This window comes from Meiothermus sp. (assembly GCF_026004115.1).
Lineage (GTDB): Bacteria > Deinococcota > Deinococci > Deinococcales > Thermaceae > Meiothermus.
Genome location: NZ_BPIM01000003.1, coordinates 1 through 24433, shown reverse-complemented (window position 1 = coordinate 24433; position 24433 = coordinate 1). Strand labels below are relative to the sequence as shown.

At 61.6% G+C, this 24433-nt stretch carries 22 protein-coding genes; 9 read left to right on the top strand and 13 right to left on the bottom strand.

All coding sequences use genetic code 11. The features are described from left to right. Positions 1-7 precede the first annotated feature (7 nt). The 6 genes from Q0X23_RS16015 to Q0X23_RS15990 all read right to left on the bottom strand — a co-directional run bounded on the left by Q0X23_RS16015 (position 8) and on the right by Q0X23_RS15990 (position 7753). Positions 8-1201, bottom strand: a complete 1194-nt coding sequence (locus tag Q0X23_RS16015; RefSeq protein ID WP_297861281.1) for an acyl-CoA dehydrogenase family protein — start codon at positions 1199-1201, stop codon at positions 8-10. Positions 1202-1272: 71 nt separating this feature from the next. Continuing rightward, positions 1273-3018 carry an acyl-CoA dehydrogenase family protein gene (locus Q0X23_RS16010; protein ID WP_297861280.1) on the bottom strand — a complete coding sequence of 582 codons (1746 nt, stop codon included), beginning with the start codon at positions 3016-3018 and terminating at the stop codon, positions 1273-1275. A gap of 137 nt (positions 3019-3155) precedes the next feature. Further along, entirely contained in the window at positions 3156-3725 is a 570-nt protein-coding gene (locus Q0X23_RS16005; protein ID WP_119340987.1) for a hypothetical protein, read from the bottom strand. A gap of 42 nt (positions 3726-3767) precedes the next feature. Beyond that, a complete protein-coding gene (locus Q0X23_RS16000; protein ID WP_297861279.1) occupies positions 3768-4940 on the bottom strand; it encodes a thiolase family protein in 1173 nt (390 codons plus the stop codon). Continuing rightward, positions 4940-5428, bottom strand: coding sequence for a DUF4442 domain-containing protein (locus tag Q0X23_RS15995; protein ID WP_297861278.1), 489 nt, complete (start codon positions 5426-5428; stop codon positions 4940-4942). The genes Q0X23_RS16000 and Q0X23_RS15995 overlap by 1 nt, the downstream gene beginning before the upstream one ends. 33 nt (positions 5429-5461) lie before the next feature. Beyond that, on the bottom strand, positions 5462-7753 hold the full coding sequence (locus tag Q0X23_RS15990; RefSeq protein ID WP_297861277.1) for a 3-hydroxyacyl-CoA dehydrogenase/enoyl-CoA hydratase family protein: 2292 nt from the start codon (positions 7751-7753) through the stop codon (positions 5462-5464). Positions 7754-7928: 175 nt separating this feature from the next. Between Q0X23_RS15990 and Q0X23_RS15985 the strand changes: the two genes are divergently transcribed. Both Q0X23_RS15985 and Q0X23_RS15980 read left to right on the top strand, forming a co-directional pair. Next, complete coding sequence (locus Q0X23_RS15985) at positions 7929-8336, top strand: PD-(D/E)XK nuclease superfamily protein (protein ID WP_297861276.1); 408 nt, start codon at positions 7929-7931, stop codon at positions 8334-8336. A gap of 8 nt (positions 8337-8344) precedes the next feature. Continuing rightward, the gene (locus Q0X23_RS15980) at positions 8345-9151 is read left to right on the top strand and encodes a Dam family site-specific DNA-(adenine-N6)-methyltransferase (protein ID WP_297861275.1); all 807 of its coding nucleotides are present in this window, start codon (positions 8345-8347) and stop codon (positions 9149-9151) included. Here Q0X23_RS15980 and Q0X23_RS15975 read toward each other — a convergent pair. The 7 genes from Q0X23_RS15975 to Q0X23_RS15945 form a co-directional block, all read right to left on the bottom strand. After that, positions 9132-9722 carry an NUDIX hydrolase gene (locus Q0X23_RS15975; protein ID WP_297861274.1) on the bottom strand — a complete coding sequence of 197 codons (591 nt, stop codon included), beginning with the start codon at positions 9720-9722 and terminating at the stop codon, positions 9132-9134. The genes Q0X23_RS15980 and Q0X23_RS15975 overlap by 20 nt on opposite strands. A 4-nt stretch (positions 9723-9726) precedes the next feature. Further along, complete coding sequence (gene guaD / locus Q0X23_RS15970; protein ID WP_297861273.1) at positions 9727-11019, bottom strand: guanine deaminase; 1293 nt, start codon at positions 11017-11019, stop codon at positions 9727-9729. Positions 11020-11118: 99 nt separating this feature from the next. Further along, a complete protein-coding gene (gene ade, locus Q0X23_RS15965; RefSeq protein ID WP_297861272.1) occupies positions 11119-12867 on the bottom strand; it encodes an adenine deaminase in 1749 nt (582 codons plus the stop codon). Positions 12868-13229: 362 nt separating this feature from the next. Then, positions 13230-14378, bottom strand: a complete 1149-nt coding sequence (locus Q0X23_RS15960; protein WP_297861271.1) for a BMP family ABC transporter substrate-binding protein — start codon at positions 14376-14378, stop codon at positions 13230-13232. A gap of 61 nt (positions 14379-14439) precedes the next feature. Then, on the bottom strand, positions 14440-15312 hold the full coding sequence (locus tag Q0X23_RS15955) for an ABC transporter permease (protein WP_297861270.1): 873 nt from the start codon (positions 15310-15312) through the stop codon (positions 14440-14442). 32 nt (positions 15313-15344) lie between these two features. Then, complete coding sequence (locus Q0X23_RS15950) at positions 15345-16400, bottom strand: ABC transporter permease (protein WP_119342496.1); 1056 nt, start codon at positions 16398-16400, stop codon at positions 15345-15347. Then, positions 16397-17896: an ABC transporter ATP-binding protein gene (locus tag Q0X23_RS15945; protein WP_297861269.1), complete on the bottom strand. Its 1500-nt coding sequence runs from the start codon at positions 17894-17896 to the stop codon at positions 16397-16399. The genes Q0X23_RS15950 and Q0X23_RS15945 overlap by 4 nt, the downstream gene beginning before the upstream one ends. Positions 17897-18252: 356 nt before the next feature. On the opposite strand from Q0X23_RS15945, the gene Q0X23_RS15940 reads away from it, so the two are divergent. The 7 genes from Q0X23_RS15940 (at position 18253) to Q0X23_RS15910 (ending at position 24313) form a co-directional block, all read left to right on the top strand. Further along, positions 18253-21351, top strand: a complete 3099-nt coding sequence (locus Q0X23_RS15940; protein WP_297861268.1) for a BTAD domain-containing putative transcriptional regulator — start codon at positions 18253-18255, stop codon at positions 21349-21351. A gap of 28 nt (positions 21352-21379) precedes the next feature. After that, on the top strand, positions 21380-21574 hold the full coding sequence (locus tag Q0X23_RS15935) for a hypothetical protein (protein WP_119340998.1): 195 nt from the start codon (positions 21380-21382) through the stop codon (positions 21572-21574). 23 nt (positions 21575-21597) lie between these two features. Next, positions 21598-21729, top strand: a complete 132-nt coding sequence (locus Q0X23_RS15930; protein WP_276309747.1) for a hypothetical protein — start codon at positions 21598-21600, stop codon at positions 21727-21729. 8 nt (positions 21730-21737) lie between these two features. Continuing rightward, positions 21738-22439: a hypothetical protein gene (locus Q0X23_RS15925; protein ID WP_297861267.1), complete on the top strand. Its 702-nt coding sequence runs from the start codon at positions 21738-21740 to the stop codon at positions 22437-22439. Positions 22440-22452: 13 nt separating this feature from the next. Then, entirely contained in the window at positions 22453-22905 is a 453-nt protein-coding gene (locus Q0X23_RS15920) for a hypothetical protein (RefSeq protein ID WP_297861266.1), read from the top strand. Positions 22906-22914: 9 nt separating this feature from the next. Next, complete coding sequence (locus Q0X23_RS15915; protein WP_297861265.1) at positions 22915-23490, top strand: hypothetical protein; 576 nt, start codon at positions 22915-22917, stop codon at positions 23488-23490. 142 nt (positions 23491-23632) lie between these two features. Further along, positions 23633-24313 (top strand): hypothetical protein, encoded by a 681-nt coding sequence (locus tag Q0X23_RS15910; protein ID WP_297861264.1) that lies wholly within the window; start codon positions 23633-23635, stop codon positions 24311-24313. The last annotated feature ends 120 nt before the right edge of the window (positions 24314-24433 follow it).

The following is a 24433-nucleotide window of genomic DNA, read 5'->3' as shown; positions in this document are numbered from 1 at the left end:
ACTAAAATTACAGGGAAACCTCGAGGCCATACTCCTTCAGCGCAGCCCGGGCCACCACGGTTTTGTGCACCTCGTCGGCCCCATCGTAGATGCGAGCGGCCCGCTCGTGGCGGTAGAAGAACGATAGCGGCAGGTCGTCGGACATACCCAGGCCGCCGTGCACCTGAATAGCCCGATCCAGCACCCGCTGCAGCACACCGGCCACAAAGTACTTGATCACCGAGATTTCCACCCGGGCCCCCTCCGCCCCCTGCTGTTGCACCTTTTCGGCAGCGTCCAGCACCATCAGCCGGGCGGCATGAATTTCGGCCTTGGAATCGGCGATCATGTGCTGGATGGCCTGCCGCGAGCCCAAGGGCTTGCCGGGGGCGAGTTCTCGCCGGGCGGCGTGTTTGCACATCAGCTCGAAGCTGCGCTGGGCAATGCCAATCCAGCGCATGCAGTGGTGGATGCGCCCCGGCCCCAGCCGCTCTTGCGCGATGGCAAAACCCCTGCCGCGCTCGCCCAGCAGGTTTTCTTTAGGTACCTGCACATTATGGAGCCGGATCTCCGAGTGGCTCATCCAGTCCTCGCCCTGTTCGCCCATCACCGAAATTTTGCGCACGTGCTGGAAGCCGGGCGTGTCAATAGGGACGATAATCTGGCTGGCCCGGGCGTAGGGATTGGGCTGATCGGGGTCGGTAATGCACATCACGATGCAAAAAGCTGAGCCCTCGAAGCCGGTGGTGTACCATTTGTGGCCATTGAGCACCCAGTGGTCGCCCTCGAGCACCGCGGTGGTGTTCATCCAGACCGGGTTGGAGCCGGGGTATTCGGGCTCGGTCATGCCAAAAGAGCTGCGGATTTCGCCCGCCGCAAGGGGCTTCAGGAAGCGCTCTTTTTGCTCGGGGGTGCCGTGCTTGAGCAGTACCTCCATGTTGCCGATGTCGGGGGCCTGGGTGTTGAAGGCGTAGTGGCCCAGGGGGCTTCGGCCCAGTTCTTCGGAAAGCCGGGCAAACTCGGTCAGGCTCAATCCCATACCCAGGGGCGCTTGCAGCGGGGGCAGCCACCAGCCCTGGGCCTTGACCTTCTGGCGAACCTTGTGGAGTTCGGGCAGTACAGCTTTGAAACCATGCCGGAAGAGGGTGGGCTCGAGGGGCACAATTTCTTCCTGTACAAAAGCCCGAACTTCCTCAACCAGATCGGATGTGCTTGTGGTCATTTGGCCTTAGTGTAGCAGTTTGTTCGCAAGCAAAAAGGGCGCACCTGGTGCGCCCTTGGGGCTGAGTCTGGCTACGCTTTAGGCTGCGGGTAGCCTTCGCGCTCCAGCACCACCCGGGCAATCTGACGGCGCAGATCCACCAGATCCTGAGGCTCGTGCTTGGTCAGGCGGCGGGCCGCCGAGGCCATCAGGCGCATATCGTCGCCCTCGGCCAACCGGGGCAGGATTGAGAGCGCAGCCGCCTGAGCACGGTCGAGGGCCTGGTACAGGTACAACTGGGCCATTTCGGCATAGACCTTATCGCCCAGCTTGCGGGCCCTGAGCAGAGCACTCTCGGCAGCGAAAGTGTCCATCAAGATGTCGGCTGCCACGGCCAGCACTTCCTGCTCTTCTTCAATCTTCTTACCGTACTTGAGGGCAGCCAGGCCTAAGACCGCCAGGGCCAGCTTCTTGAGGCCCTCGAGCTGAGCCAGCTCTTTATCTTCGGGCTCCTCGAAAGAAGGCTCCAGCAAATCTTTTTGCAACTTCATGGCCGCATCGAAAAGCGGCAGCTCGCCCTTCATGGCGCGGCGCAGCAGCATGCCCGGAATCAGGAGGCGGTTAATTTCGTTGGTGCCCTCGAAGATGCGGTTGATGCGGCTGTCACGGTAGGCCCGCTCGATTTCGTATTCGGCCGAATAGCCATAACCGCCGTGAATCTGCACCCCCTCGTCTACCACGTAGTCCAGCACCTCCGAGCCCAGCACCTTGATGATGCTGGCCTCGATGGCGTATTCCTCGATGCCGGCCAGCACCGCCTCGGCCGCATTCGCTTTATCGAGGCTGGATAGGGCCTCGTCAATCATGCCCATGGTGCGGTAAACCGCACTCTCACCCGCAAAAATGCGGGCGGCCATCTCGGCCAGTTTTTGCTTGATCAGGCCGAAGTTGGCAATAGGCTGACCAAAGGCCACACGCTCTTTGGCGTATCTGGCCGAGAGGGCCAGCGCCCCCTTAGAGCCTCCAATGGCCCCCGCGCCCAGCTTGTAGCGCCCCACATTGAGCACGTTAAAGGCAATTTTGTGCCCTTTGCCCAGCTCGCCCAGCACGTTCTCCACCGGCACCTTCACGTCTTCCAGGAAGACCTGGCGGGTGCTGGAGGCCTTGATGCCCATCTTCTTTTCTTCACCACCCAGCCGCAAGCCCGGAGTATCGCGCTCGACCAGGAAGGCGGTTAGGCCCTCCGGCGTCTTGGCGAAGATGGTGAAGAGGTGGGCAAAGCCCGCGTTGGAGATCCACATCTTGGTGCCGTTGAGGATGTAGTGCTTTCCATCTTCGGAGAGCTCGGCCCGGGTCTTGGCCCCCATGGCGTCGGAGCCGGACTGCGGCTCGGTGAGGCAGTAGGCAGCAATGAGTTCGCCCGAGACCAGCTTGGCCAGGTATTTGTCTTTTTGCTCTTTGGTGCCCCAGTAAACCAGGGGCAACAGGCCAATACTGGTCTGAACACCATAGGACACACTGAATCCGCCCGTGCCGGCCAGGGCTTCGGCAATTACCGTACTTACCGTTTTGGGCAGGTCCAGGCCACCATACTCTTCCGAGACCTCGACCCCCAGCAAGCCCAGCTCGCCGCACTTTTTGAGCAGGGGGATGTTGTGCTCGAGGGCCCCGTGCTCCAGGGCTTCCGCCAACGGCCGGTACTCCTTCTCCACAAACTGCCGCACGGTCTCCTGAATCATGCGGGTGGTGTCGTCGAAGTCTTCCGGCGTAAAGATGTGTTCGGGCTTTTCCAGTAGCCAGCCGCCGCCTTTGGTGGAGAGTTTCTTGTCTGCGATCACAACCGACCTCCGCTTTTTTGACCTATTACAAACTTATACTGAGTCAAAGTTTAGCGTCAAATCCGCGAACCGTCAATCTGGAATGACTCGTTCCCGGAGCAACTTTCGTGCAACGCCGTCTTCTACTGAAGTTACACTCAAGGCCAGCGAGCGGCGGTGAGGGTAAAGCGGCGGTCTTCTTCAGCGATGAGCTGTTCCCCTTCCCAAAGCTGCCAGCGTAGGGCATAGGTACCTGGGGCCACTGGGGGTAGCTTGAAGCGGTAGATCACATCGAGCCAAGTGGTGTAGCGAAGCACCTCAAAACCCTGCTGATCTCGCTCAAAACGGCCGCACTGGAGCTTATACAGGGCTTGTTCCAGACTCACCCCAAAGCCCGGCGGCGCCTCCAGTAGAACGACTCGCACATCGGCTGGTTTTTCGTCGCTGGACGCAAAACGACAGCGCTCTACCGGGTTGGCAAATGGCGGGGATGCCCTGGAGGATAGGCCCACCTCGAGGGTGATAAAAAATCCAAACCCAGAAGGGCCACGGGCCACCGCCGTCCAGCGGCGCTCCTCATAGCGCTTTAGGCCGTAAAGGGGCTGGCCTGCAGGACTGGTGAAAATGGGGAAATCTTCCAGGTTGTACGTGTAGTAGGGCACACTGCCCAAATAGGTGGGCGCGCAAGCTGCCAGCCACAACACCAAAGCTAACCCGGCGTATCGCACATCTATAGCCTAGCACCATAGTCCAGCACTTTGATTGGAGCTTCAGGCTTGGGCAAACACCTCAAAAACCCCCGCCGCGCCCATCCCGCCGCCAATGCACATGGTCACCATCCCCAACCCGCCCCCGCGCTTTGCGAGTTCGTGGATGAGTTGGGTGGTGAGCTTGGCGCCCGTAGCACCCAGGGGGTGACCCAGGGCAATAGCCCCTCCGTTGACGTTGACCTTCTCGGGGTTCATCTGGAGCTCCGCCATAACGGCCAGCACCTGCGCGGCAAAGGCTTCGTTGAACTCGATGAGCTTGAGGTCGTCCAGGCCAATACCGGCTTTGGCCAAAGCCTTGGGCACCGCCTTGATGGGCCCCACCCCCATGATGTCCGGTTCCACCCCGCCCGTCGCAAAAGAAATAAAGCGGGCCAGCGGCTTCAGGCCCAGCGCCTGAGCTTTGTCTGCACTCATCACCAGCAGGGCCGCCGCCCCGTCGGAGTAAGGCGAAGCATTGCCTGCCGTCACGGTACCGCCCTCCTTGAAAGCGGGGCGCAGTTTGGCGAGGCGCTCGAGGCTGGTGTCGGCCCGGGGCAGCTCGTCCTTGGAGAAAAGGGTTTCCTCTACCTGCTTTTTGCTGCCCTTCCAGTGCACTTTCTTCACCGGGATGGCCACAATCTGATCGTCGAAGGCCCCCCGGGCCTGGGCTTCCATGGCTTTCTGGTGGCTGCGCAACGCCCAGGCATCCTGCTCGGCGCGGCTGACCCCCCAGCGTTCGGCCACCCGCTCGGCGGTATAGCCCATGCCGATATAGGCCTCGGTCAGCTCAGGGTGGAGCTGGGTGTGGTAGCCCGACATGGGCACCTGGCTCATCATTTCTACCCCGCCGGCCAAAACCACCTCGTTCATGCCGGACATAATGGCTTGAGCCGCATAGGCCACACTTTGCAGGCCCGAGGAGCAGAAGCGGTTGATGGTGGCTGCCGAGACCTCCACCGGAAAACCGGCCCGCAGCATGGAGAGCCGGGCCACGTTGAGACCCTGGCTGGCCTCGGGCATGGCGCAGCCCCACTGGATATCCTCGATGAGGGCAGGGTTCAACCCAACCTTTTCCACAGCCGCCTTCATCACTGTGGCCGAAAGGTCAATCGGGTGCACCGAGGCCAAACTTCCATCGCTTTTGCCGCGCCCCACGGCGCTGCGAACTGCACTGACGATTACGGCTTCTCTCATCACAACTCCTTATCGGCTTTATTTATGTAGAGGGTCTTTTCAAAGCTGGCATGCACCACACCCCAAGCATCAACGAGCTCTACAGGGTACACGCGGTCAATGGAGGGGTTCTCATCCAGCTTCTGACGAATCACCCCAAGTTCCTTATCTGTAAGCACAATGCGGGCAAACAGGGTGGTTCTTCCGGGCTTACGAAAACGAATGGAGGCTGCCTTGTCCCAGACAACATAACCCTGCCCCAGGTTTTTGATAAGCATCAGCATGTAGATGGGGTCTATTGCGCCATATAGGCTGCCGCCAAATAGGGTGCCCACGTAGTTGCAGGTACGCCAGTTGAGCGACAACGCCACGTGCACCTCTCTCCAGTCCGGGGCAGTATAAATGACCCGCCCCCCCGTACCCCTGTACGCAGGAAAAAGGTTGAAGCTCCACCGCCACAACCGACTGCGCCAGGACTCGGGCTTGGACCTCGAGAAAGGCAGGGTCATTGCAAACTCCACAAGCAACTCGCTCTATAGAGGCTAGTTTCGCAGGGGCTTTCCGGTCTTGAGTGTGTGGGCGATGCGCTCCTGGGTTTTCTTGGTGCCCAGGAGTTTCAGGAAGCCCTCGCGTTCTAAATCCAGAATGTCCTGCTCCGTCACTTCGCGGGCGGGCCCGTCCCCGCCACAAAGCACATAGGCCACGGCATTCCCTACCACCACATCGTGCTCGCTGGCCTGTTTGGCTTCCTGGAACTGCCAGAGGGCATAGCGCAGGTTGCCCAACCCCTCGGCACCCAGGGCACGGATTTTCATGGGGGCCTGGGGTACAAAGTCAGGGGCCATAAACAGCACCCGCCGCTTGGCATCGGCAATCAGGCGGTCGCGGTTCATGCTGATGCCGTCCCCTTGCCGCAGGAAGCCCATATTACGCGCTTCCAATGCGCTGGTGGAGGTCTGGGCCAGCATGATCATCTGAAAGGCTCGCTTAACGCCTTCGAACAGGTCGATCTCAGGCCCATAGGCCGAAAGCTCCTGGGTGAAGCGGAAGAGCATCTCCTTGGTGCCGCCACCGCCCGGCAACAGCCCCACGCCGGTCTCGACCAGACCCATATAAAGCTCGGCGTGGGCTTGAATGGCGCTGCTGTGCAGGCTGAACTCGGCCCCCCCGCCCAGGGTGAGGCCAAAGGGCGCGGCCACCACCGGGAAAGGGGCCCGGCGCAGGCGCATGGCGGTCTGCTGGAAGCGGCGGGTGGCGAGCTCGAGGTCATCCCAGGCCCCTTCCTGGGCCGCCATCAAAACCAGGGCCAGGTTGGCTCCGGCGCTGAAAGTGCGGGGGTCTTCGTGCCCAATCACCAGCCCTGCGTAGCCCTGGGCCTCCACCCAGTCCAGGGCTTTATGCAGTCCGCCGATGGAGCCCTCACCCCAGGTGCCCATCTTGGCGCGGTTCTCGAAGAGGGCCACCCCATCGCCCAGGTCGAGCAGGGCGTAGTCTTTGCTTTCTAAAAGTGTCCGGCCCGCACCCTTGACCTGCGCCAGCCGGATGACCCCTTCCTCGTGCGGGATAGGGTGGTACTGGCCGTCGAAGCCCAGGTAGGTACCGTCCTTATAAAAACGGCCCTGGGCCTTCTTGAGGAGTTCCGGCTCGTTCAGGCCCAGCTCGGCAAAGCCCCGGCGCAGATAGTCCAGGCCCACCGCGTCCATGTTCTTGAAGGGGCCTTGCTCCCAGGCAAAGCCCCACTCCAGGGCCCGGTCTACCGAGACGATATCGTAGGCAATTTCCGGGGCCTTCTCGAGGGCGTAATGGGCATTGATCAAGAACAGCTTGCGGGCAAAGGCGCCGTACTTGCCGGGCAGCTCACCGACCTTCTGGAGCCGCTCATTCAGGGGCAGATCCTTGATGGCTCCTATCTCGTCCAGGCGCAGCTTTTGCTGGGGCTTATACTCGCCGGTCTGGTAGTCGTAGGTGAAGATGTCCTTTCCGACCTTCTTGTAGAAGCCCGCGCCGGTCTTGTCGCCCAGGTGGTTTTGAGCAATCAGGTTTTCCACCCAGTTGGGCATGGCGAAGTCTTCGCCGGTGGTGTGCGAGAGTTCCGTTGAGACCAGCTTCAGCACGTCCAGGCCGGAGATGTCGCCGGTGCGGAAGGTGGCGCTCTTGGGGCGGCCTACCAGCGGGCCGGTGAGGGCATCGACTTCGTCGATGGTAAGGCCCTCGGACATCATCAGGCGCATGGCCTGGGTCATGCCGAACACCCCCAGCCGATTGGCGATGAAGCCGGGCGCGTCCTTACAAAGGACGGTACCCTTGCCCAGAATACGCTCGCCAAACTGGCGCATGGCTTCCAACACGGCCGGGTCGGTGTCGGGGGTGGGGATCAGCTCTAAAAGGTGCAAGTAGCGTACCGGCGCAAAGAAGTGCGTACCCAAAAAGCGCTTGCGGAAGGCCTCGCCCCTCCCCTCCAGAAGCGTTTTCATGGGAATGCCGGAGGTATTGGAGCTCACGATGGCCCCTGTACCCAGGGCCTCGAGCCGGGCAAACAGGGCCTGCTTGGGCTCTGGCTTCTCGATGATGACCTCCACGATCCAGTCGCAGTCCTTTAGCTTTTCCAGCTCTTCGGTGGTACCCAGCTCGATAAGGGCGGCCCGGCTTTTGTCCATGAAGCTGGCCGGTTTGCTTTTGAGCTGGCGCTCGAGGCCTTTTTTGACCAGCTCGAGTTTGTCTTCCTGGCCAGGTATATCCAGCATGACCACCGGCACCCCTGCGGAGGCCGCCAGTGCTGCTATCGCGCCACCCATCGTGCCCGAACCCACCACACCGATCTTCTTGATTCGCATTGTTTCCTCCCGGCTGCCAAAAATCAGCGAAGGTAACCTGCCATCGCAGATTATTTTTATACCGAGTCAAAGTTTATAACAAGTTACGTAGCTAGTCCAGCCAAAAATGTCACCATTCATTATGCTCTTTTCAGATGAACTAGTCAGAAAACAGTTTTGATCATAAACTCTGTGCATGTCGGCACGCTTACGTGAGCGCATCAAGAACCTTCTTGAGCAAACTCTCAAAAATTGTGAGCTCGATGAATACGTGATTGAGTCTGAATATTTATCCCCTCTTGGAAGCGCTATTCGAGAAGCTGAGAGGAGGATTGACATTGCTGTCCTAAAAAAAGACAAAAACGATCTCAAGCCCTATCTTTACATCGAATGTAAGGAACAAAAAACCAGCGGCTCAGCAGAAGACAAATTGTTCAGGGCTCTGGAAGAAGCCAAACGAGACCGGCTGCTTGGCGTTCATTCCATTGTGGTATTTGCCGGAGCAGGATTTCGCCAGTCATATGAAAGGTGGGCAATGGTAGAAGGGTTCGTGCGTGAAGAATACGCAGACCTCTGGTTTAAGCGATTTTTTTGCAGAGACTAGGGAGATACATGGTAGCTGAACCATTATTTCGGATGAGTCTATCACCCCTTCTGAAGTGGGCCGGAGGAAAGCGCTGGTTGGTAAAGCATCTAGAACCCTACTGGCGCATTCACCGCCACCGCATCTTCGTAGAACCCTTCGTAGGCGGAATGGGCGTAACGCTGGGTTTACTACCAGAGAAAGCGTTACTTAATGACGCCAACTACCACCTTATCAACTTTTATGAGTGGGTTCGCCGTGGTTTGAACATAGATATTCCCTTAGTTTATGACAGGGACATCTACCTATCTCACCGTGCCCGTTTCAACCGGCTCATCAGAGAAGGTAAAGCCGATACAGCAGAAGCCGCAGCACTGTTCTACTATCTCAACCGCACTGGCTACAACGGCCTTTGTCGCTTTAACGCTTCAGGTGAATTCAACGTTCCCTTCGGTAAATACAAAACTATCAATTATCAAACAGATTTCACCGCTTACAAACAAACATTCCGTGGATGGGAGTTCACATCTGGTGACTTCAGCAAAATGGAGTTCGACTCTGATTCATTTGTCTATGCTGACCCTCCATACGATGTCGAGTTTACTCACTACAGCCCAGGGGGATTCTCGTGGGCAGACCAGGTTAGGCTGGTTGAGTTTTTGGAGCCACATCGCGGGCCCGTGATTATTTCCAATCAACTTACCGACCGAATTTATGTTCTGTACAAGAAGTTTGGTTATTCTGTCAGAACTTTGTCTGCGCCGCGACGTATCAGTTGCAATGGCAATCGTCAGGATGCGCTTGAAGTTTTAGCCTTCAAGAATATAGAGCCCTGAGCCAGTCCACTATCAACCTCGACCAGCCCTCGAGCCCTTCATAAATCGCCTGAATATCGGCTTGAGCAGCCAGACGGCCCTCGAGCTTTTCCGCCTCCTGCACCCGGGGCTCGTCTTCAGACTCCACTACAAACACCACACCCGCGTGCACGCAGCTGACCGGCGTATCGGACATCACGATCAGGCCCACTGGCTCAGCGCTGTAGCGGCGCACCCCTACCTCCTCCAGCAGCTCACGGCGCAGACCCTCCAGCAAGGGGCTGGCCTCCGGGCCGCGCTGGTCCTGGGGGTTGATGTGGCCGCCCACCCCAAGGGTGTAGAGGTTATGCAAACGGGCCTCCCCGCCTCCCCGGGTGCGCCGCATCAGAAAGTGGCGGGCCTGGTAGCGCACCAGGGCGTAGGGGATGATCTGCCGGTAGCGGGGGTCTTCTTCAGCCTGTGCGCGTTCCATGAAGAAGCCCTCAAGTTCGATTCTCTTGAGCAGTTCGGGCTCGAGGGGAATAAGGGTATCCCTTGCAGGCGGGAACGCCTTTGCTGGAAGCACATAGACCTGTTCCATGCGGCTCAACATACCATCAGTCCAGGGGGGCTTCCCGGCCCTCGAGCCAGACCTTGTGTACCTTGGCCTCGCCATGCAGGGTGAAGAGCGACCCCAGTAGCTGCTCCACGGAGTCTAGCTGACGGAAATGGACTTCCAGGGTGCTCCTTTCCTCGGGCTTGAGCCAGACCACATCGGCAGCCTTGCCCAGCGCAAAACTACCGACTTCCTCGCCCAGGCCCAGAATTTCGGCGCCCGCCTGGGTCGCCAGATAGAGCAGGTGGGCGGGGGTCAGGTTCACACCGTCCTGGGCATAGCGCTGGGCAATGTAGGCCGTAAGACCCTCCTTCAAAAGGCTGAATCCGGTGCCACCCCCCACGTCCGAACCCAGCGCAAAGCGCACCCCGAAACGCAGGTGACGATGCATAGGAAAGATGCCGCTGCCGATAAAGGCGTTGGAGCTAGGACAGTGAGCCACGGCAGCCCTCACCTCGGCCAGCCGCTGCAGTTCTGGCTCGGTAGGGTGCACGTTGTGGGCAAACACCGAACGCTGCCCTACCAGGCCAAAGCGATCGTAGGTCTGGAGGTAGTTTTTACTCCAGGGGAAAAGCTCCGCCACGGTACGTATCTCCTCGGTGTTCTCGTTGAGGTGGGTGGTGAAGTGCAGGTCGGGGTGCTCTTGCAGAAGGGTCTGGCAGACCTCGAGCATAGCCTCCGAAGCCGAGAGCGCAAAGCGCGGTGTAACCGCGTAGCGCAGCTTGCCCCGGCCATGAAAGCGCCGGATGAGCATTTTTTGCTCGGTGTAGCTCTGCTCGGGGGTGGTGTGCAGTTGGGGCAGCAGCAGGCGATCCGAGCAGACCTGGCCGGCTATAACACGAAGCCCTGCGTCCAGGGCGGCTCCGAAAAGGTTGGCGGTGGCCCCCTGGAAGTGCGAGCCAAACACCAGGGCCGTGGTGGTGCCGTTGCGCAGAAGCAGCTTGACGAACTCCCGGGCCAGCTCGCGGGCCAGCTTGTTGTCGGCAAGCTGGGCTTCTAAAGGCAAGGTGCGCTTTTCCAGCCAGTCGAGCAAAGAGTAGCCCATGGCCCCGATTACGCGGGTTTGCGGGTAATGCACATGGGTATCCACCAGCCCCGGCAGCAAGATCCCCTCGCGGCAGTCCTGCACCCGTGCACCAGGAAACTGCCGGGCCACCTCGGCAAAACTGCCCACAGCCGCAATCCGGCCTTCGGCAATCGCCAGCCCACCATCGGAAAAGGCTTGCAGCGCACTGGTCTCGCGAAAAGGGTTTTTGGGCGTATGAACCACCAGGCCACGCAATATTAAGATCATGCCGCACTATTCTAACCAGCCCTACACTCGGGCCACCCCTGCACCGGGAGCAGGGGGGACTGCCTGTTTTTTCTGAAAACTGCTTTGGGCTTTTAGCCTTCAGCTTTCGACCGCCAGCGGCACCAGGGTTCCCTTGTGCACGTCCACCAGCCCGTAGTCGGTCAGGCGAAGCTCGGGAATCACCGCCAGGCCCAGGAATGAAAGCACCATGTAGGGATCGGGCAGGGTGACGCCCAGTTGCCGGGCGGCGGCCTCGAGGGCCTGTAGCTTGGCGTTGACCTGTTCTAAGGGCTCGTCGGTAATCAGGCCCGCAATGGGCAGGGCCAGCTCGGCCAGCACCTCGCCGTCGGCCACGGCAATCATGCCCCCACCCAGGGCCTGAAGCCTCTGAGCCGCCGTCACTATATCGTCATCCGAGACCCCTACCGCCATCAGGTTGTGGTGGTCGTGGCCTACCGTGCAGGCCAGCGCCCCTTTTTGCAGCCCAAAGGCCGTTACCAGGCTCTTACCGATCTGGCCGTTTTTGCCGTAGCGCTCGAGGCAGACGAGCTTGGCCAGGTCGCGCGCGGGGTCGGCCACTACTTCTCCGTTGCGCACGGTCGGCTCGGTATGCTCCTCGGCGGTCAGTACCTGGTGGGGAATGGCCCGCACCACCCGGGCCTTGCCGGGAAAAGCCGGAATCCGCAGGTCTTGGGGCCGCAGTGCGGGTAGTTTGACCGTGCCGGAAACCGCCGCCGAGACCCTGGTTTTGGGCAGCTCAACCCGGAGCCGCCCCTGCTCGGCCACCAGGCGGCCCCGCTGGTAAACCTGGGCGGCTTGAAAGGTTTGCAAATCGTCTAGGACCACCAAATCGGCCTGGAAGCCCGGCGCCACCGCACCCCGGCGCATAAGCCGGTAGTGGCGGGCCACATTCCAGCTTCCGGCGCGAATGGCATAGGCAGGGCCTGCTCCCAAGGCAATGGCCTTGCGCACCAGGAAATCCACCCCCCCCTCGCGCAGCAAGTCCGAAGGCAGCCGGTCGTCGGTCACCAGCCCGATGCGGTCGGCGTACTGGGGTTTCAGGAGCGGTGCCAGGGCCTCGAGGTTGCGGGTAGTCGAGCCTTCGCGCACCATCAGAAAGCAACCTGCCTCGAGCTTGGCCCTGCCCTCCTCCAGGGTGGTGCTTTCGTGGTCGGAGGCGATACCGGTGGCCAGGTAGCCCTGCAAAGGCCGCCCGGTCAGGGTGGGGGCGTGGCCCTCGGGCGACTTGCGGAAGCGTTCGGCCAGCAGTACCTTGCTTAGTTCGTGTGCATCAGCGGCCAGAATGGCCGGAAAGCTCATCAGCTCGGCCACCCCCACCACCCGCGGATGGGCCAGCAAATGCTCTATTTCGGTCTGGCCCAGCGTGGCCCCGCTGGTTTCCAGGGGGGTAGAGGGCACCGAGGACGGCACCGTGATCCAGACCTCAAGCGGCAGCCCTTCGCTGGCCTCCATCAGCCACTCAATCCCCGCTACCCCTGCCACGTTGCCAATTTCGTGGGGGTCGGTTACCACCCCGGTCACGCCCCGCGGCACCACGCCACGGGCATACTCGGCGGGCGAGACTAGGGAGCTCTCGAGGTGTACGTGCCCATCAATCAGCCCCGGAGCCACCACGCGGCCCTCTAAATCCAGTACCTCGAGGGCCTCGGCCCCGGCATACTCCGGGCCCACCGCCGCCACCAGGGGGCCGGCCAGCAGGATGTGGGTGGGCTGCACGGTCAGGCTAAACACATTGACGAGGCGCACATTCTTCAAAAGCAAGGTTCCCGGACGGCGGCCCATGGCTGCGTCCACTGCGTACTGGAGATCGGATAGCGTGATGCTCATGTTGTGTGCATGGTAACGGTAAGCCTGAAGTCATCGCAACTTGAGCTTTGCGAGTGCGCCCCTGCTATGCTTTTAGCCTTCGGCTTTAGAGCGCTCCAGGCAAAATTCGAGCCATCCGGGATCAGGGCGGTTTAGCGCTCATACCAGATTCGGTTGATTCGTTACCGTTCGGTAACGAATCAACCGGGCCGAAGGTATCCGCGTAGCGGAGGGCGATACCGCCCCAGGAATCCCTTGTCCTGAACAGAACCGTGTCTGCCCATCCAGGCGGCTAGATCTGCGAAGAGCGCGTTAGGCTTTTGGCGATGGGGTCAGCAAAAAACCAGGAGCAGGTCTGCCCCTGGTCGCAGGATAGGTCCGGCTTATTTGGGTTCGTCCGGCACCGGGCCGACCACCCCGGGGGCCACCCACTGCATTTCGTTGAGTTCCTTGACGGTCATCTTGCGCCCCGCCGGTACGCGCAGCACCCCATTGCGGTCACGGATGGGGCCCGTGAAGGGGTCCCATCTGGGGTTGGCGCTCTGGATATCCTTATAGAGCTCCATCACCCGGTCATATACGCTCATGCGCTTGCCGCTCACGCTCAGGGTCGCCTGCTTGAGGGCCGCCTCGAACTTGGGGTTGATGGGCATGCCCACCTGGGCCCCCAGCATGACCGCTTTTTCCTTGGCAAGCCACCAGTAGTCTACGTTTTGCAGGTTATTGGGGGTGTAGGTGCCGTTCTGGACTTTCTTCAGGATGTCGATGTAGATAACGCTCCAGTCCACCAACTGGCCCGAGACCACGTAGTCGGGGGCGTACTTATACATGGAGTTGTAGTGGCTGAAGCTGGGCACCTTGCGCCGGGCCGCAGTCTGGATGACGGTGGCGGTGTCCTCGGTGAAGGCCAGAATGTCGTTGCCCTCGGCCATCAGGGCCTCGGCAGCTTCGCGAGCTTTGACGGGATCGAACCAGGCATTAATCCACTTTACGTTCACCGTAGCCCGCGGGTTAACCGCACGCACCCCCAGAGCAAAAGCCGAGATATGGCGCTTGAGTTCAGGGATGGGGAAGGCTGCTACATAGCCTACCTTGCCGCTCTTGGTGAGGGCCCCGGCCATCAGGCCGTTCAGGTAGTAAATCTGGTAGAAGTCGGCCATGTAGGTGAGCATGTTGGGCGCCCGCTTGAAGCCGGATGCGTGCGCAAAAATTACGTTCGGGTACTTTTTGGCAGCCTCGAGGGTCGGATCCATGAAGTCGAAGGAGGTGGTAAAAATCACGTTACAACCCCCCGAGACCAGCCGGTCTACCGTGGCCAGGGTATCGGCCGGCTTGACCGACTCCACGTACTGGGTGCTAAGACCCGGAATGGCCTTTTCTGCCGCCCGGCGGGCCTCATCGTGGGCGTAGGTCCAACCCACATCGCCAATGGGGCCCACGTAAATGAAGCAGGCCTTCAGGTTGGCCTGCTGGGCCATCCCCATACCCAGAACCAAGGTCACTACAATGCCCAACAACCAAGTCTTTCTCATGCAACCCCTCCTGCTGCCCTTGCCCACATGCCCTTGTGGGTTTCGGGCCGATGCCATGGTTTTAGCGTTCGCCCCGCCGATAGGGTTTTCCCAGCGCTTCAGGGGCGTTGCCCTGCTGCCCACGCAGCCCTGACAAAGCCAGCACAAGTATAACCAGAAGGTAGGGCAGGCTCGCAAACAGCTCCGAGGGAATGGCCCCCTGCCCTTGCAGCCTGAACTGAAGGTAGTACAAAAGGCCAAAAAAGACCGCGCCAAATACCGCCCTTAGAGGGCTCCAGCCCACGAAAATCACCAGCGCTACGGCAATCCAGCCCAGCCCGGCGGTCATGCCATCGGTCCAGGAGGGGCGGTAGACCAGCGAGAGATAGGCCCCTGCCAGCCCCGCCAGCGCCCCTCCCGCCGCCACCGCCGCATAGCGCACCGCCAGCACATTGATCCCCAGCAGGTCGGCGGCGGCGGGGTTTTCGCCCACCGAGCGAAGCGAAAGGCCCGTTTTGGTTGCGTAGAACACAAAGGCCAGCAGCAACGCCAGGCCAATGGCCCCCAGCGTGAAGGGCCATTCGGGCGGCTGGTTGAAGAGGGGCTGTCCCTCGAAACGCTTACCTAGCAGACCTGCCGAGCCCAGGCCCAGCATGGTCAGGGCCAGACCGGAGACGAACTGGTTGGCCCGCAGGGTGATGGTAACGAAGCCGTGCAACAAAGCCGCTACCGCACCGGCCAGCATGGCGGCCAGCACGGCCAGCCAGAGGTTGCCATCTCCCACCCCGCTGCCAAAGGCCACGGCAAAACCGGCCAGGGCCCCCAAGGCCATCATCCCCTCCACCCCCAAGTTCACCACCCCGGCCCGTTCGTTCAGGATGGCCCCCAGACAGGCAATGAGCAAGGGCGTGCCGAAGGAGAGGGCTCGAGCGAGGGCGTTTAGAATTTCTTCCATATCGGTGCCTCAGGTCAAAGAATAGCGGCGCTTTACCGGCCCCAGCGCACGCGGTTGCGGAGAAAAACCTCCGAGGCAATCAAGCACATCAGCATAACGCCACTAAAAACATCCACGATGCGAAAGGGCATGTTGAGGCTCACCTTGAGCAGGTCGCCCCCGGCCAGAATCAGGCCCATCAGGGGGGCGGTGAGGAGCACCAGCGCCGGGTTACCCCGGGCCAGCCAAGCCACAATAATGGCGGTAAAGCCATAGCCGGAGGAGAGCTGCCCCGGCTCTATTAGGCGGTGGTGGATGCCGGCAATTTCGCCTACCCCGGCCAGCCCCGCCAATCCACCCGTAATCAGCGCTACCCAGAGGATAACCCGGCCTCCGGGGATGCCCAGGTAGCGGGCCGCACCCGGATTCTCTCCCACCACCCGCATCTGAAAGCCGATGGGGGTGCGGACCAGCATCAGCTGCAAGACCAGCGCCAACACCACCCCTAAAAGCAAGGTGGGCCAGTGGACGTTGGTTCCGGGGAGCACCGCAATCTGCTGGTACTCGGCGAAGCGGTCGGAATAGATGTAGCCCCGAGCATCCTTCCCCTTCCAGGGGCCGTTAATCAGAAAAATCACCAGCGACTGGGCCACATAGTTGAGCATCAGGGTGGTGAGGATCTCGTTGACGCTCAGACGGGTTTTGAGCCAGGCGGCCAGCAAGCACCACCACGCCCCGCCCAAAGCCCCGGCCAGCCCCATTCCCAGTAGGCTGAGCCAGGGGGGCAGGGGCACGAACAGGGCCACCCCCGCAGCAAACACCGCCCCCAGCAGCAGTTGGCCTTCGGCCCCAATGTTAAAGAACTGGGTGCGAAAGGCCAGGGTCAGGCCCACCCCAATGAGCAGCAAGGGAATGCTGCGGCGCAAAATTTCCTGCCAGCCCTTGGCGTCTAGCAGGGTACCCGAGAGCATGGCGCGGTAGGCCTCGAGCGGATGGAGTCCATAGGCCGCAAAGAGCCCGCCCACCAGTACAAAGGCCACCCCCAAAGCGGCCAGCGTGACCCCTAGCACGCGGTAGCGGGAGGGGCTTTCCAGGGGCTCGAGCCTCACGCCTCACCTCCGGTCATCAAAAGCCCCACCTGTTCACGGGAGATTTGACCCACCGGGTAGGGGCCCCGCAGCCTCCCCTGGTAGAGCACCGCAATCCGGTCGGATAGCGAGAGCAACTCTTCCAGGTCTTCCGAGACCAGAAGCACCCCCGCCCCCTGGTAGGTTTTCTCGAGCAACACCCGGTGCACCTGCTCGGTTGCCCCGATGTCGAGGCCATAGGTCGGGTGCACCGCCAGAATCAGGCGGGGCTGCCCGGAGAGCTCGCGGGCCAGAATCACCTTCTGGATATTGCCGCCCGAAAGCAGGCGTGAGGGGGTGTGCAGGCCGGGGGTCGCTACGGCATACTCGCGGATTTTTGCCTGGGCATGGGCGGCAAAAGCAAACGGGTTGAGCAACAGGCCACGGGTAAAGGGGGGCCGGTTAAAAGAACGCAAAGCCAGGTTCTCGGCCACGCTCATGCTGGGAACAGTGCCCATATGAATGCGGTCTTCGGGGATGTGCGCCACCCCCTGGGCAAACAACCGGGCCGGGTTGGCAACCAGGGGCTGTCCGGCCAGCCGCACCATCCCGCCCTCCATTTTGCGCAAACCGGCCAGCACCTCCACCAGCTCGCTCTGGCCGTTGCCCGCAACCCCGGCAATCCCCAGAATTTCCCCCGCGCATAGCTCAAAGCTAACCCCCCGCAAAGCAGGGAGATTGCGGCCCGACCGAACCCGCAAGTCCTCTACACGCAGCAAAACCTCACCCATCTGCGGATTGGCGCGCTTGCGTTCAAAGCTCACGCTGTGCCCTACCATCATCTGGGCCAGCTTGGTTTTGCTGGCCTCAGGGGTGGGCAGGCTGCCCACTACCCTGCCCCGGCGCAGCACCGTGCAGCGGTCGGCGATGGCCAGCACCTCCTCGAGCTTATGCGAGATGAAGATGAGCGACTTGCCCGCCGCCTTCAGTTCGCGCATCACCCGGAACAAGGACTCGGCCTCCTGTGGGGTGAGGACGCTGGTGGGCTCGTCCAGGATGAGCACCTTGGCCCCCCGCAGCAAAGCCCGCACGATCTCGACCCGCTGCTTCTCGCCCGGCGAAAGCTGGTGGATGTGGGCCTGGGGGTCAATGGAGAGGCCATATCCCTGGGCAATGCGTTCGATCAGGGGCACGATGCGCCGGGCCGGCAGCAAGGGGGTTCCAATGCCTAAGGCCAGGTTCTCCGCCACCGTGTGACGGCCCACCAGCGTAGGGTGCTGGGGCACCAGACCGATGCCCAGCTTGAGCGCATTCACCGGCGAGGTGATCCGGACGGGACGACCTTCCATGAAAATCTCGCCCTCGTCGGGGCGGTACAGGCCATACAGAATGGAAATCAGGGTGGACTTGCCCGCCCCATTCTCGCCCAGCAAGGCCAGTACCTCGCCGGGGTAGACCTCGAGGCTCACCCCATCGTTGGCCACTACCCCCGGGAAGCGCTTGGTGATGTTTTGGAGTCGCAAAAGGGGCTCGCCCATTGCGAGAAATCATATCGCAAAGCCCGCGCATCCCTGGATGGCTCAGGTGCGTTCTAATAGGGAAGGCGACGGGTGGTCTGGCAACAAAGTCGTCGGGATACTTCAAATCTCACCGTCATTCCGGGGCGCACGCAGTGCGACGAGGAGTCTGTGCTCAGGGGTCGCAAATCCAGGGGACTGAAGCGCATCAGATGCCTCACCTCGCTGCGCTGCGTTCGGAAGAACATATAGGCCAGCCGGAGGGTTAAAGGTTACCTTAACCCCAAATAACCCGGCCCTTTGCTATCCTCTAGCTAAATTGAATGCAGCAAACAGCAGGAGCCTGTTTCCCATCTGAATCTGGAAAGCCTCACACCATGCTGCAAATAGAGCTACTGGGTTCTCCCAAACTGCGCTGCGAAGATCGGGAACTGGATCTGCCGCGCAAGGCGGTTGCATTGCTGGCCTTTCTGGCCCTCGAGGGCCGCCAGCCCCGCCATCGGTTGGTTGAGCTGCTGTGGGGAGGCCACGCAGAGAGCCGAGGACAGCACAATCTGCGGCAGACGCTGTACCGGCTGAGCAATAGCCCCTTGGGAGCCTATATCCTTGCCGGACGCGAGCAGCTCGAGCTGGTGGGTTTTGGCTTGGACGTGCAGCGCTTTTTGGCCCAGGTCGAGGCGCAACACTGGCCCGAGGCGTTGGCAACCTACAAAGGCGAGTTTTTGCAAGGCTTGGAGCTGGAAGAGGAAACCTACAGCGACTGGCTCCGGCGCTGGCGCGAGCGGCTGGGGCGGCTTTGGGCGGTGGCCCTCGAGGGTCAGGCCAAGCAGCTCGAGGCCAGCGGGAAAATCCAGCTTGCCCTGGAGCTGTACCGGGAGCTGATTCGCCACGACGAGCTGCAGGAACATTTTCACCGCGAGGCCATGCGGCTTTATGCATTGCTCGGGCAGACCGAGGGGGCCCTGCAACAGTACAAGCGGCTGTGTGAGGTGTTGCAGCGGGAGCTGGCCTTAGAGCCGCTACCGGAAACCCAGGCCCTGGCCGAGCAGATTCGCCGGCGCAAGCCGACCCCTCGAGTGCAACCCGAAGCCCGCATCGCGTTTCCCACCAATAAGGCGCACGCGGTGCGTCGTATTGTAGTCGGTACGGCAAAAACCGCTGCACCGACTATTCGTGGGAACCGCTCCAGCAGCCCCCATTTCAACCCGCCGCTGGTAGGGCGAGCCTCCGCTCTGAAGCGGCTCGAGGTGGCCTGGCAACACCAAAAAGTCCTCCTCATCGCCGGCCCGGCAGGGGTGGGCAAGAGCCGCCTGGCCAAAGAATTGCTGGCCGACAAGGGCCCCTACATTACGCTCTCGGGCCAACCCGGCGACGGGCCAACCCCCTACGCTTCCATGACCCGCTGGGTGCGCCAGGCCCTGAGCACCAAGCCCGACCTGAAGCCAAAAAGCTGGATACGCCTCGAGGCTTCCCGGCTGGTGCCCGAGTTGTGGGACACCCCTCCGCCGCCGCTGGACGAAAGCACCCTGGTGCGGTTTTTCTCGGGGCTGGTGGAGTTGATAATAGAAGCCCACGGCAGCACGGTTTTTCTCAGCGAGGACGAGCACTACAGCGACCCCTGGAGCCTCCGGGCGCTGGCGGTGGGGCTGGAGCAGCGCGGGGCGTCGGCTCGGTTGGTGGTCACGGTGCGCCCCGACGAGGTGGGGCCGGAAGTAGCCCGTCGCTATCAAGACTGGCGTAACGGCCAGCGGGCCGTCTGGCTCGAGCTAGAACCCCTGAGCGAGCTCGAGGTGGCCGAACTCATTGCCCACCTTTCCGGGCGGCCAGCCCGGCTGTTTCCGCAGCGGGTCTACCGGGCCACCTCGGGCAACCCGCTCTTTGTGCTGGAGACCCTGCGTAGCCTCTTCGAGTCCGGTGAGCTACGACTGGGGGAAGGCGGCGTGTGGGAGACCCCTTACGACGAGTCTACCCACGACTACACCGAGCTGCCCATCGCCCCCAGCGTGCGCCAGGCCATCCTGGGCCGCCTCGAGCACCAGGGGGCGGCGGTGCGGCGCAGCCTGGAAGTAGCAGCGCTGGTCGGCGAGGAAACCTTCGGCTCCTACCTGCTGGCCCAGGCCACCGCGCTTTCGGACTGGGAGGTCTGCGAGGCGCTGGAGCAGGCCTGCCAGCATCAACTGCTGAAGAACACGCCCCAGGGCTACCGCTTCACCCACGACCTAATCGCCCGCACCATTGCCGAAACCCTGCAACCCGACCGCCGCAAGCTGATTTCGGCCCGCCTGGCCCAGCACTTTGCCCAGCAGGCGGTACACCCGGCCCTGGTGGCCGGCTATTTCCAAATGGCCGGACAGTCCGAACAGGCCGCGGTGTGGTGGCTCAGAGCCGCCTTGCAAACCCACGGCTTGGGGGCCTACCAGGAGGCCGACGGGTACTTTTTGCGAACCCTGGAAAATCTGCCCCCCGAACACCCCCAGCGCTTCGAGGCCCTCAACCAGCGCTTTTATTTGAGCCGCCAGGTCGGGCATGCCGGCCCCAAGGAACAACTAGCCCAGCTCGAGGAGATGCAGCAAATCGCCCGGACACCCCTCCAGCGCTCGAGCGTCTGGTTCTACCGGGGGATGGTGCTCGACGACCAGTACGACCTGTTCGGCGCAATGGAGGCCAGCCGCCGGGCCTACGCGTATGCCCTCGAGGTTTCCCCTGCCGAAGCCTTCTACCCGCTGGTTTTTGTGACTCACTACCAGCGCGACCTGGGGCTCTTGCAAGAAGCCCACCAGGACGGGCTCGAGGCGCTCAAGCTGGCGCAAAGCCTCACGCCCTATCACCAGATTGAGGCCCGGCTTTGCCATAGCCTGACCCTGATGCTCCAGGAACGGCCTACCGAGGCCCTGGACTGGATCGAGCAGGCCGAGGGCCTGATGCGGCAGCACAGCCCGGCCCCCTCGAGCTTCTGGCTCTTGCAAGAGCGCATTGGGATGGTGCGGGCGCGGGTGCACCTGGGCCAGGGTTGTTACGCCAAAGCCATCGGCGAGACCGAGGACATCCTCCAGAAAGCCCGGCAGGGCGGGGTACAACGCCAGGAGTTGATAGCTCTGTTGGTGCGGGCCGAGGCCTGGCTGGGGTTGGGCCAGACCGCCGAGGCCACGCGGGATCTGGAGCGGGCCTTAGAGCTCGCGGAAAACCTTCAGTGGGGCGCCTCCGAGGTCAAACAGCTTTACGCCGAGCTCGAGCTGGCCCAGCACAACCCCAAAGCCGCCCTGCGTCTGGCCCAGGAGGCCCTCGAAACCGCCCGCAGCGAGACCCAGAAAATAAACGTCCTTTATAGCCGAGGCGGGGCCTGGCTGGCGCTTATGGAGCGGGCTAAGGCCCGAGCCGACCTCGAGCAAGCCCTTGCGCTGCACGGCGGCATCGCCCGGTTTCGCAGCGTCGGCGAGGGGGCTCTCCGGGCCCGGCTGGCAATGACGTTCGAGTGACGCACCCCTTGCTAGCCTTGGCCTGGCGATGGAAGCGAAGCCTCCCCAACCGCTCGACCTGGTGCTGCACCTCGAGCCGGCCACGCCCCAGCAACCCTGGCGGGCGGTTCTCTTGGACCCCGAAACCGGCAGGCGGCTCGAGTTCGAGAGCCCGCTGTTGCTCTTGCAGTACCTGGAGCAGCTCTGCCGAAACTCGGGCGGGCGGGTTTTTGGGATTCGCTGAAGCCATCCCAAAGGGAGCAACCCATGAAACAAACCCTTGGACGGCTCGCCCTCCTGGCCCTAATTCTGGCCACCCTGGTGGCCTGTGGGGGCGGTGGCGGCGGCAATGCAGGCATCTGGGACAACAGCCGATGGGATCAGGCCAACTGGCAGTAGGAGGGCGTATGCGCGGGAAAAACCTTTTCTTCTTTACTCTGGGTGCAGGCATGGTGGCTTCTGGGCTTTGGGCGCTGAGCGTGGGGGCGCTCACCAGCTTCAGCGCTGGCACGCCCATCAAGGCCAGCGAGGTCAACCAGAACTTCACCATCTTGCGGAATGCGGTGGAGGCCCTCGAGGAGCGGCCCATAGGAGCCAGTTTCGGGACAAGCCTCGTTGGGAGCAATGTTCCACCCAATGCAGGCTTTAAGGTGCGAAATAATGGTGCGCTAAGCGTCGCTCTACAAGGAGAGGTTGCCGGCACAGGCTGGGGTGTCAGGGGCACCTCGGGTTCAGATGGAATCGGCGTTGAGGGTGAATCGCTTGGTGGTTCGGGTGCTGGGGTCTCGGCTAAAGCTACCGCGACGGGCACTGCATTGTTGGTGGACGGCAGCATCGGGGTAAGAGGCAACAAACCCGCCTTCTTACACACCGCAACAGCTGCCAACATCAACGGCCCGCGCACCACGCTGGACAACCCCCAAACAAATAACAATTCCAACGCAATCTTAATCGTTACCCACGTAAGCTCAGGTGCCGATCCCTTCATCAATGCGCCCATTGGGGTTTCCTATGATAGCGGCACAGGCCGCTGGCGCATCTTCCGTGCCGATGGGATTGACATGCCTGACGGAGCCAAGTTCAACGTGCTGGTCATCAAGCAGCTCTGATGGAGGTGAAGGCATGAAAAACGCCTGGATACTCGGGTTCTTGCTCCTGCTTTCGTGTGCCTGGGCTCAGCAGTTTAGCGTGGGGGGCGGCCTAAGCTTCAACGCCGGGAGCGGGGGCTCCTCGGCACAGGGCAATGTGCAGTTCACGGTTCGCAACCTGGTGCAGGCCAGCCCGCTCACGGTGCATCTGCGGGCGGTGGCCGATGCCGCCCTCAGCAGCAGCTTTACCGCCACCGTCAGCGCGGGGCCGCTGGCAAGCCTGAACCTCGACCCGCTGCAAATTTACGCCGGCCCCAGCCTGGGGCTGCTGTTCTCGAGCGGGGGTGTGACCGGCCCCATCTTCGCCCTGGCGGCGGGCCTCGAGCTCCCCACCGGCAACGTGTATACCTTCCTCGAGGGGGTCTTCACCTTCAACGGCCCCAATGCCGGTTTTGGCCTGCGGGGCGGGGTCAACGTGCGTTTGTGAGGCACCGCTATGCCCAACAGAAACCTCTTCTTTTTGGCGCTGGGTTTCGCGCTGTCTAGCCTTGGACTGTGGGCCTTGGCAGGCATCAATCTGCCCCATACCTTCACCGCCGGTAATCCCATCCGCGCCGCCGAAGTCAATGCCAACTTTGCCGCTCTGAACAACGCCCTCCCCGGCGTGGCACAGACCGTGGAATCGGATACCACCGACATTCCCAATTCCCCCAACTACTTGAGTCGCAGCGTGACCATCAACGTGCCGGGGCCTGGGTATGTAAGGGTCAGCGCCAGCCTCCAACTCAATATCGTGTACACCGGAGGCAACGCCCTCTTCACGGTGGCTTTGGCCAACGAACCCGATGTCATCCGCCCTGACCAGGACAAGCGCATCTCGCTTCCCGGAGGTTTGCCCAACTGGACCTATACCCAGATTGTCAGCAGCGAGCGGGTATTCCCAGTGGACAGTGCGGGCCCCAAGACCTTCTATTTGCTGGTGGAGGAAAATAGCGGCACCCAGGGCCAAGTTTCCAAAAGTACCCTCGCTGCCACCTTCGTAACCGGCATGGGGACGGTGCAAGCCCCGTAAGCAAATGACGATAGTCGGTAGTCCATAGTCAATAGTCAGTGGTTCATAGTCAATCGCCGATGGTTTTCTGCCGATAGTCTCGGGTTCAGGCTATTGACGATCGACCATCGACTATAGACCCTAGACACTACAAGGAGCAGCTATGAATAGCAGAATTTTGGCTTGGGTGGTGGTGGGTGCGCTGGGCCTGGTGCTGGCCCAGGCGGTGCAGCGGCAGCTCAACCTGGTGGTAAACGGACAGGCCCAGAGCAGCAAGGCCATTGTGGTGGGGGGGCAGACCTACGTGCCCCTCAGTGCGCTGCGGGCCCTGGGGGTTACCGCCGCGGTCTCGGGCAATACCGTGAGCCTGAGCGGTTCGCCGGCGGGCGGGGCCGACCAGCGGGCCAGCCTCGAGGGCTGCCTGAACGAGTGGCTCTTTAACGGCATCTGGCGGGCGCGGGCCACCAAGGTTGAGTCGACCGAGGTGAACGGCCTCAAGGTGTGGGCGGTCACCCTGGAAGTCCGCAACGCCACCACCAAAACGCTGGAAGCCTGGAACGCCGGCTTCAAAGACCTCTCGAGCCTCACCCTGGCCTTCGCCGACGGCGCCACCGTACGCAACGACTCGGGCGCTCTAGGACGCGATTACAACGACAAAATCTACAACGCAGCCATTCCCCAGGGCGCTGCTGTCACGGCCCAGCTCAACTTCCCGCAAAGCCGCACCGACCCTCCCACCAAGCTCCTCATCGAGATGGACACCAACAACATCAAGCAGAAGTACAACCTGACCTTCAATACGCCCAACCCCAGCCTCCGCTTCAAGCTGGACTGCTCGAGGTGAGGTTCAGGGGCTTGGTAGCCCTTTATACCAACACTAGGCTTGTAGCCAACTTTCGATGTCGCACAAGATGGGGGGTGGGTGGTAGGAGGTGGGTTAGGGCGGTTCCCACGAATGGTCGGG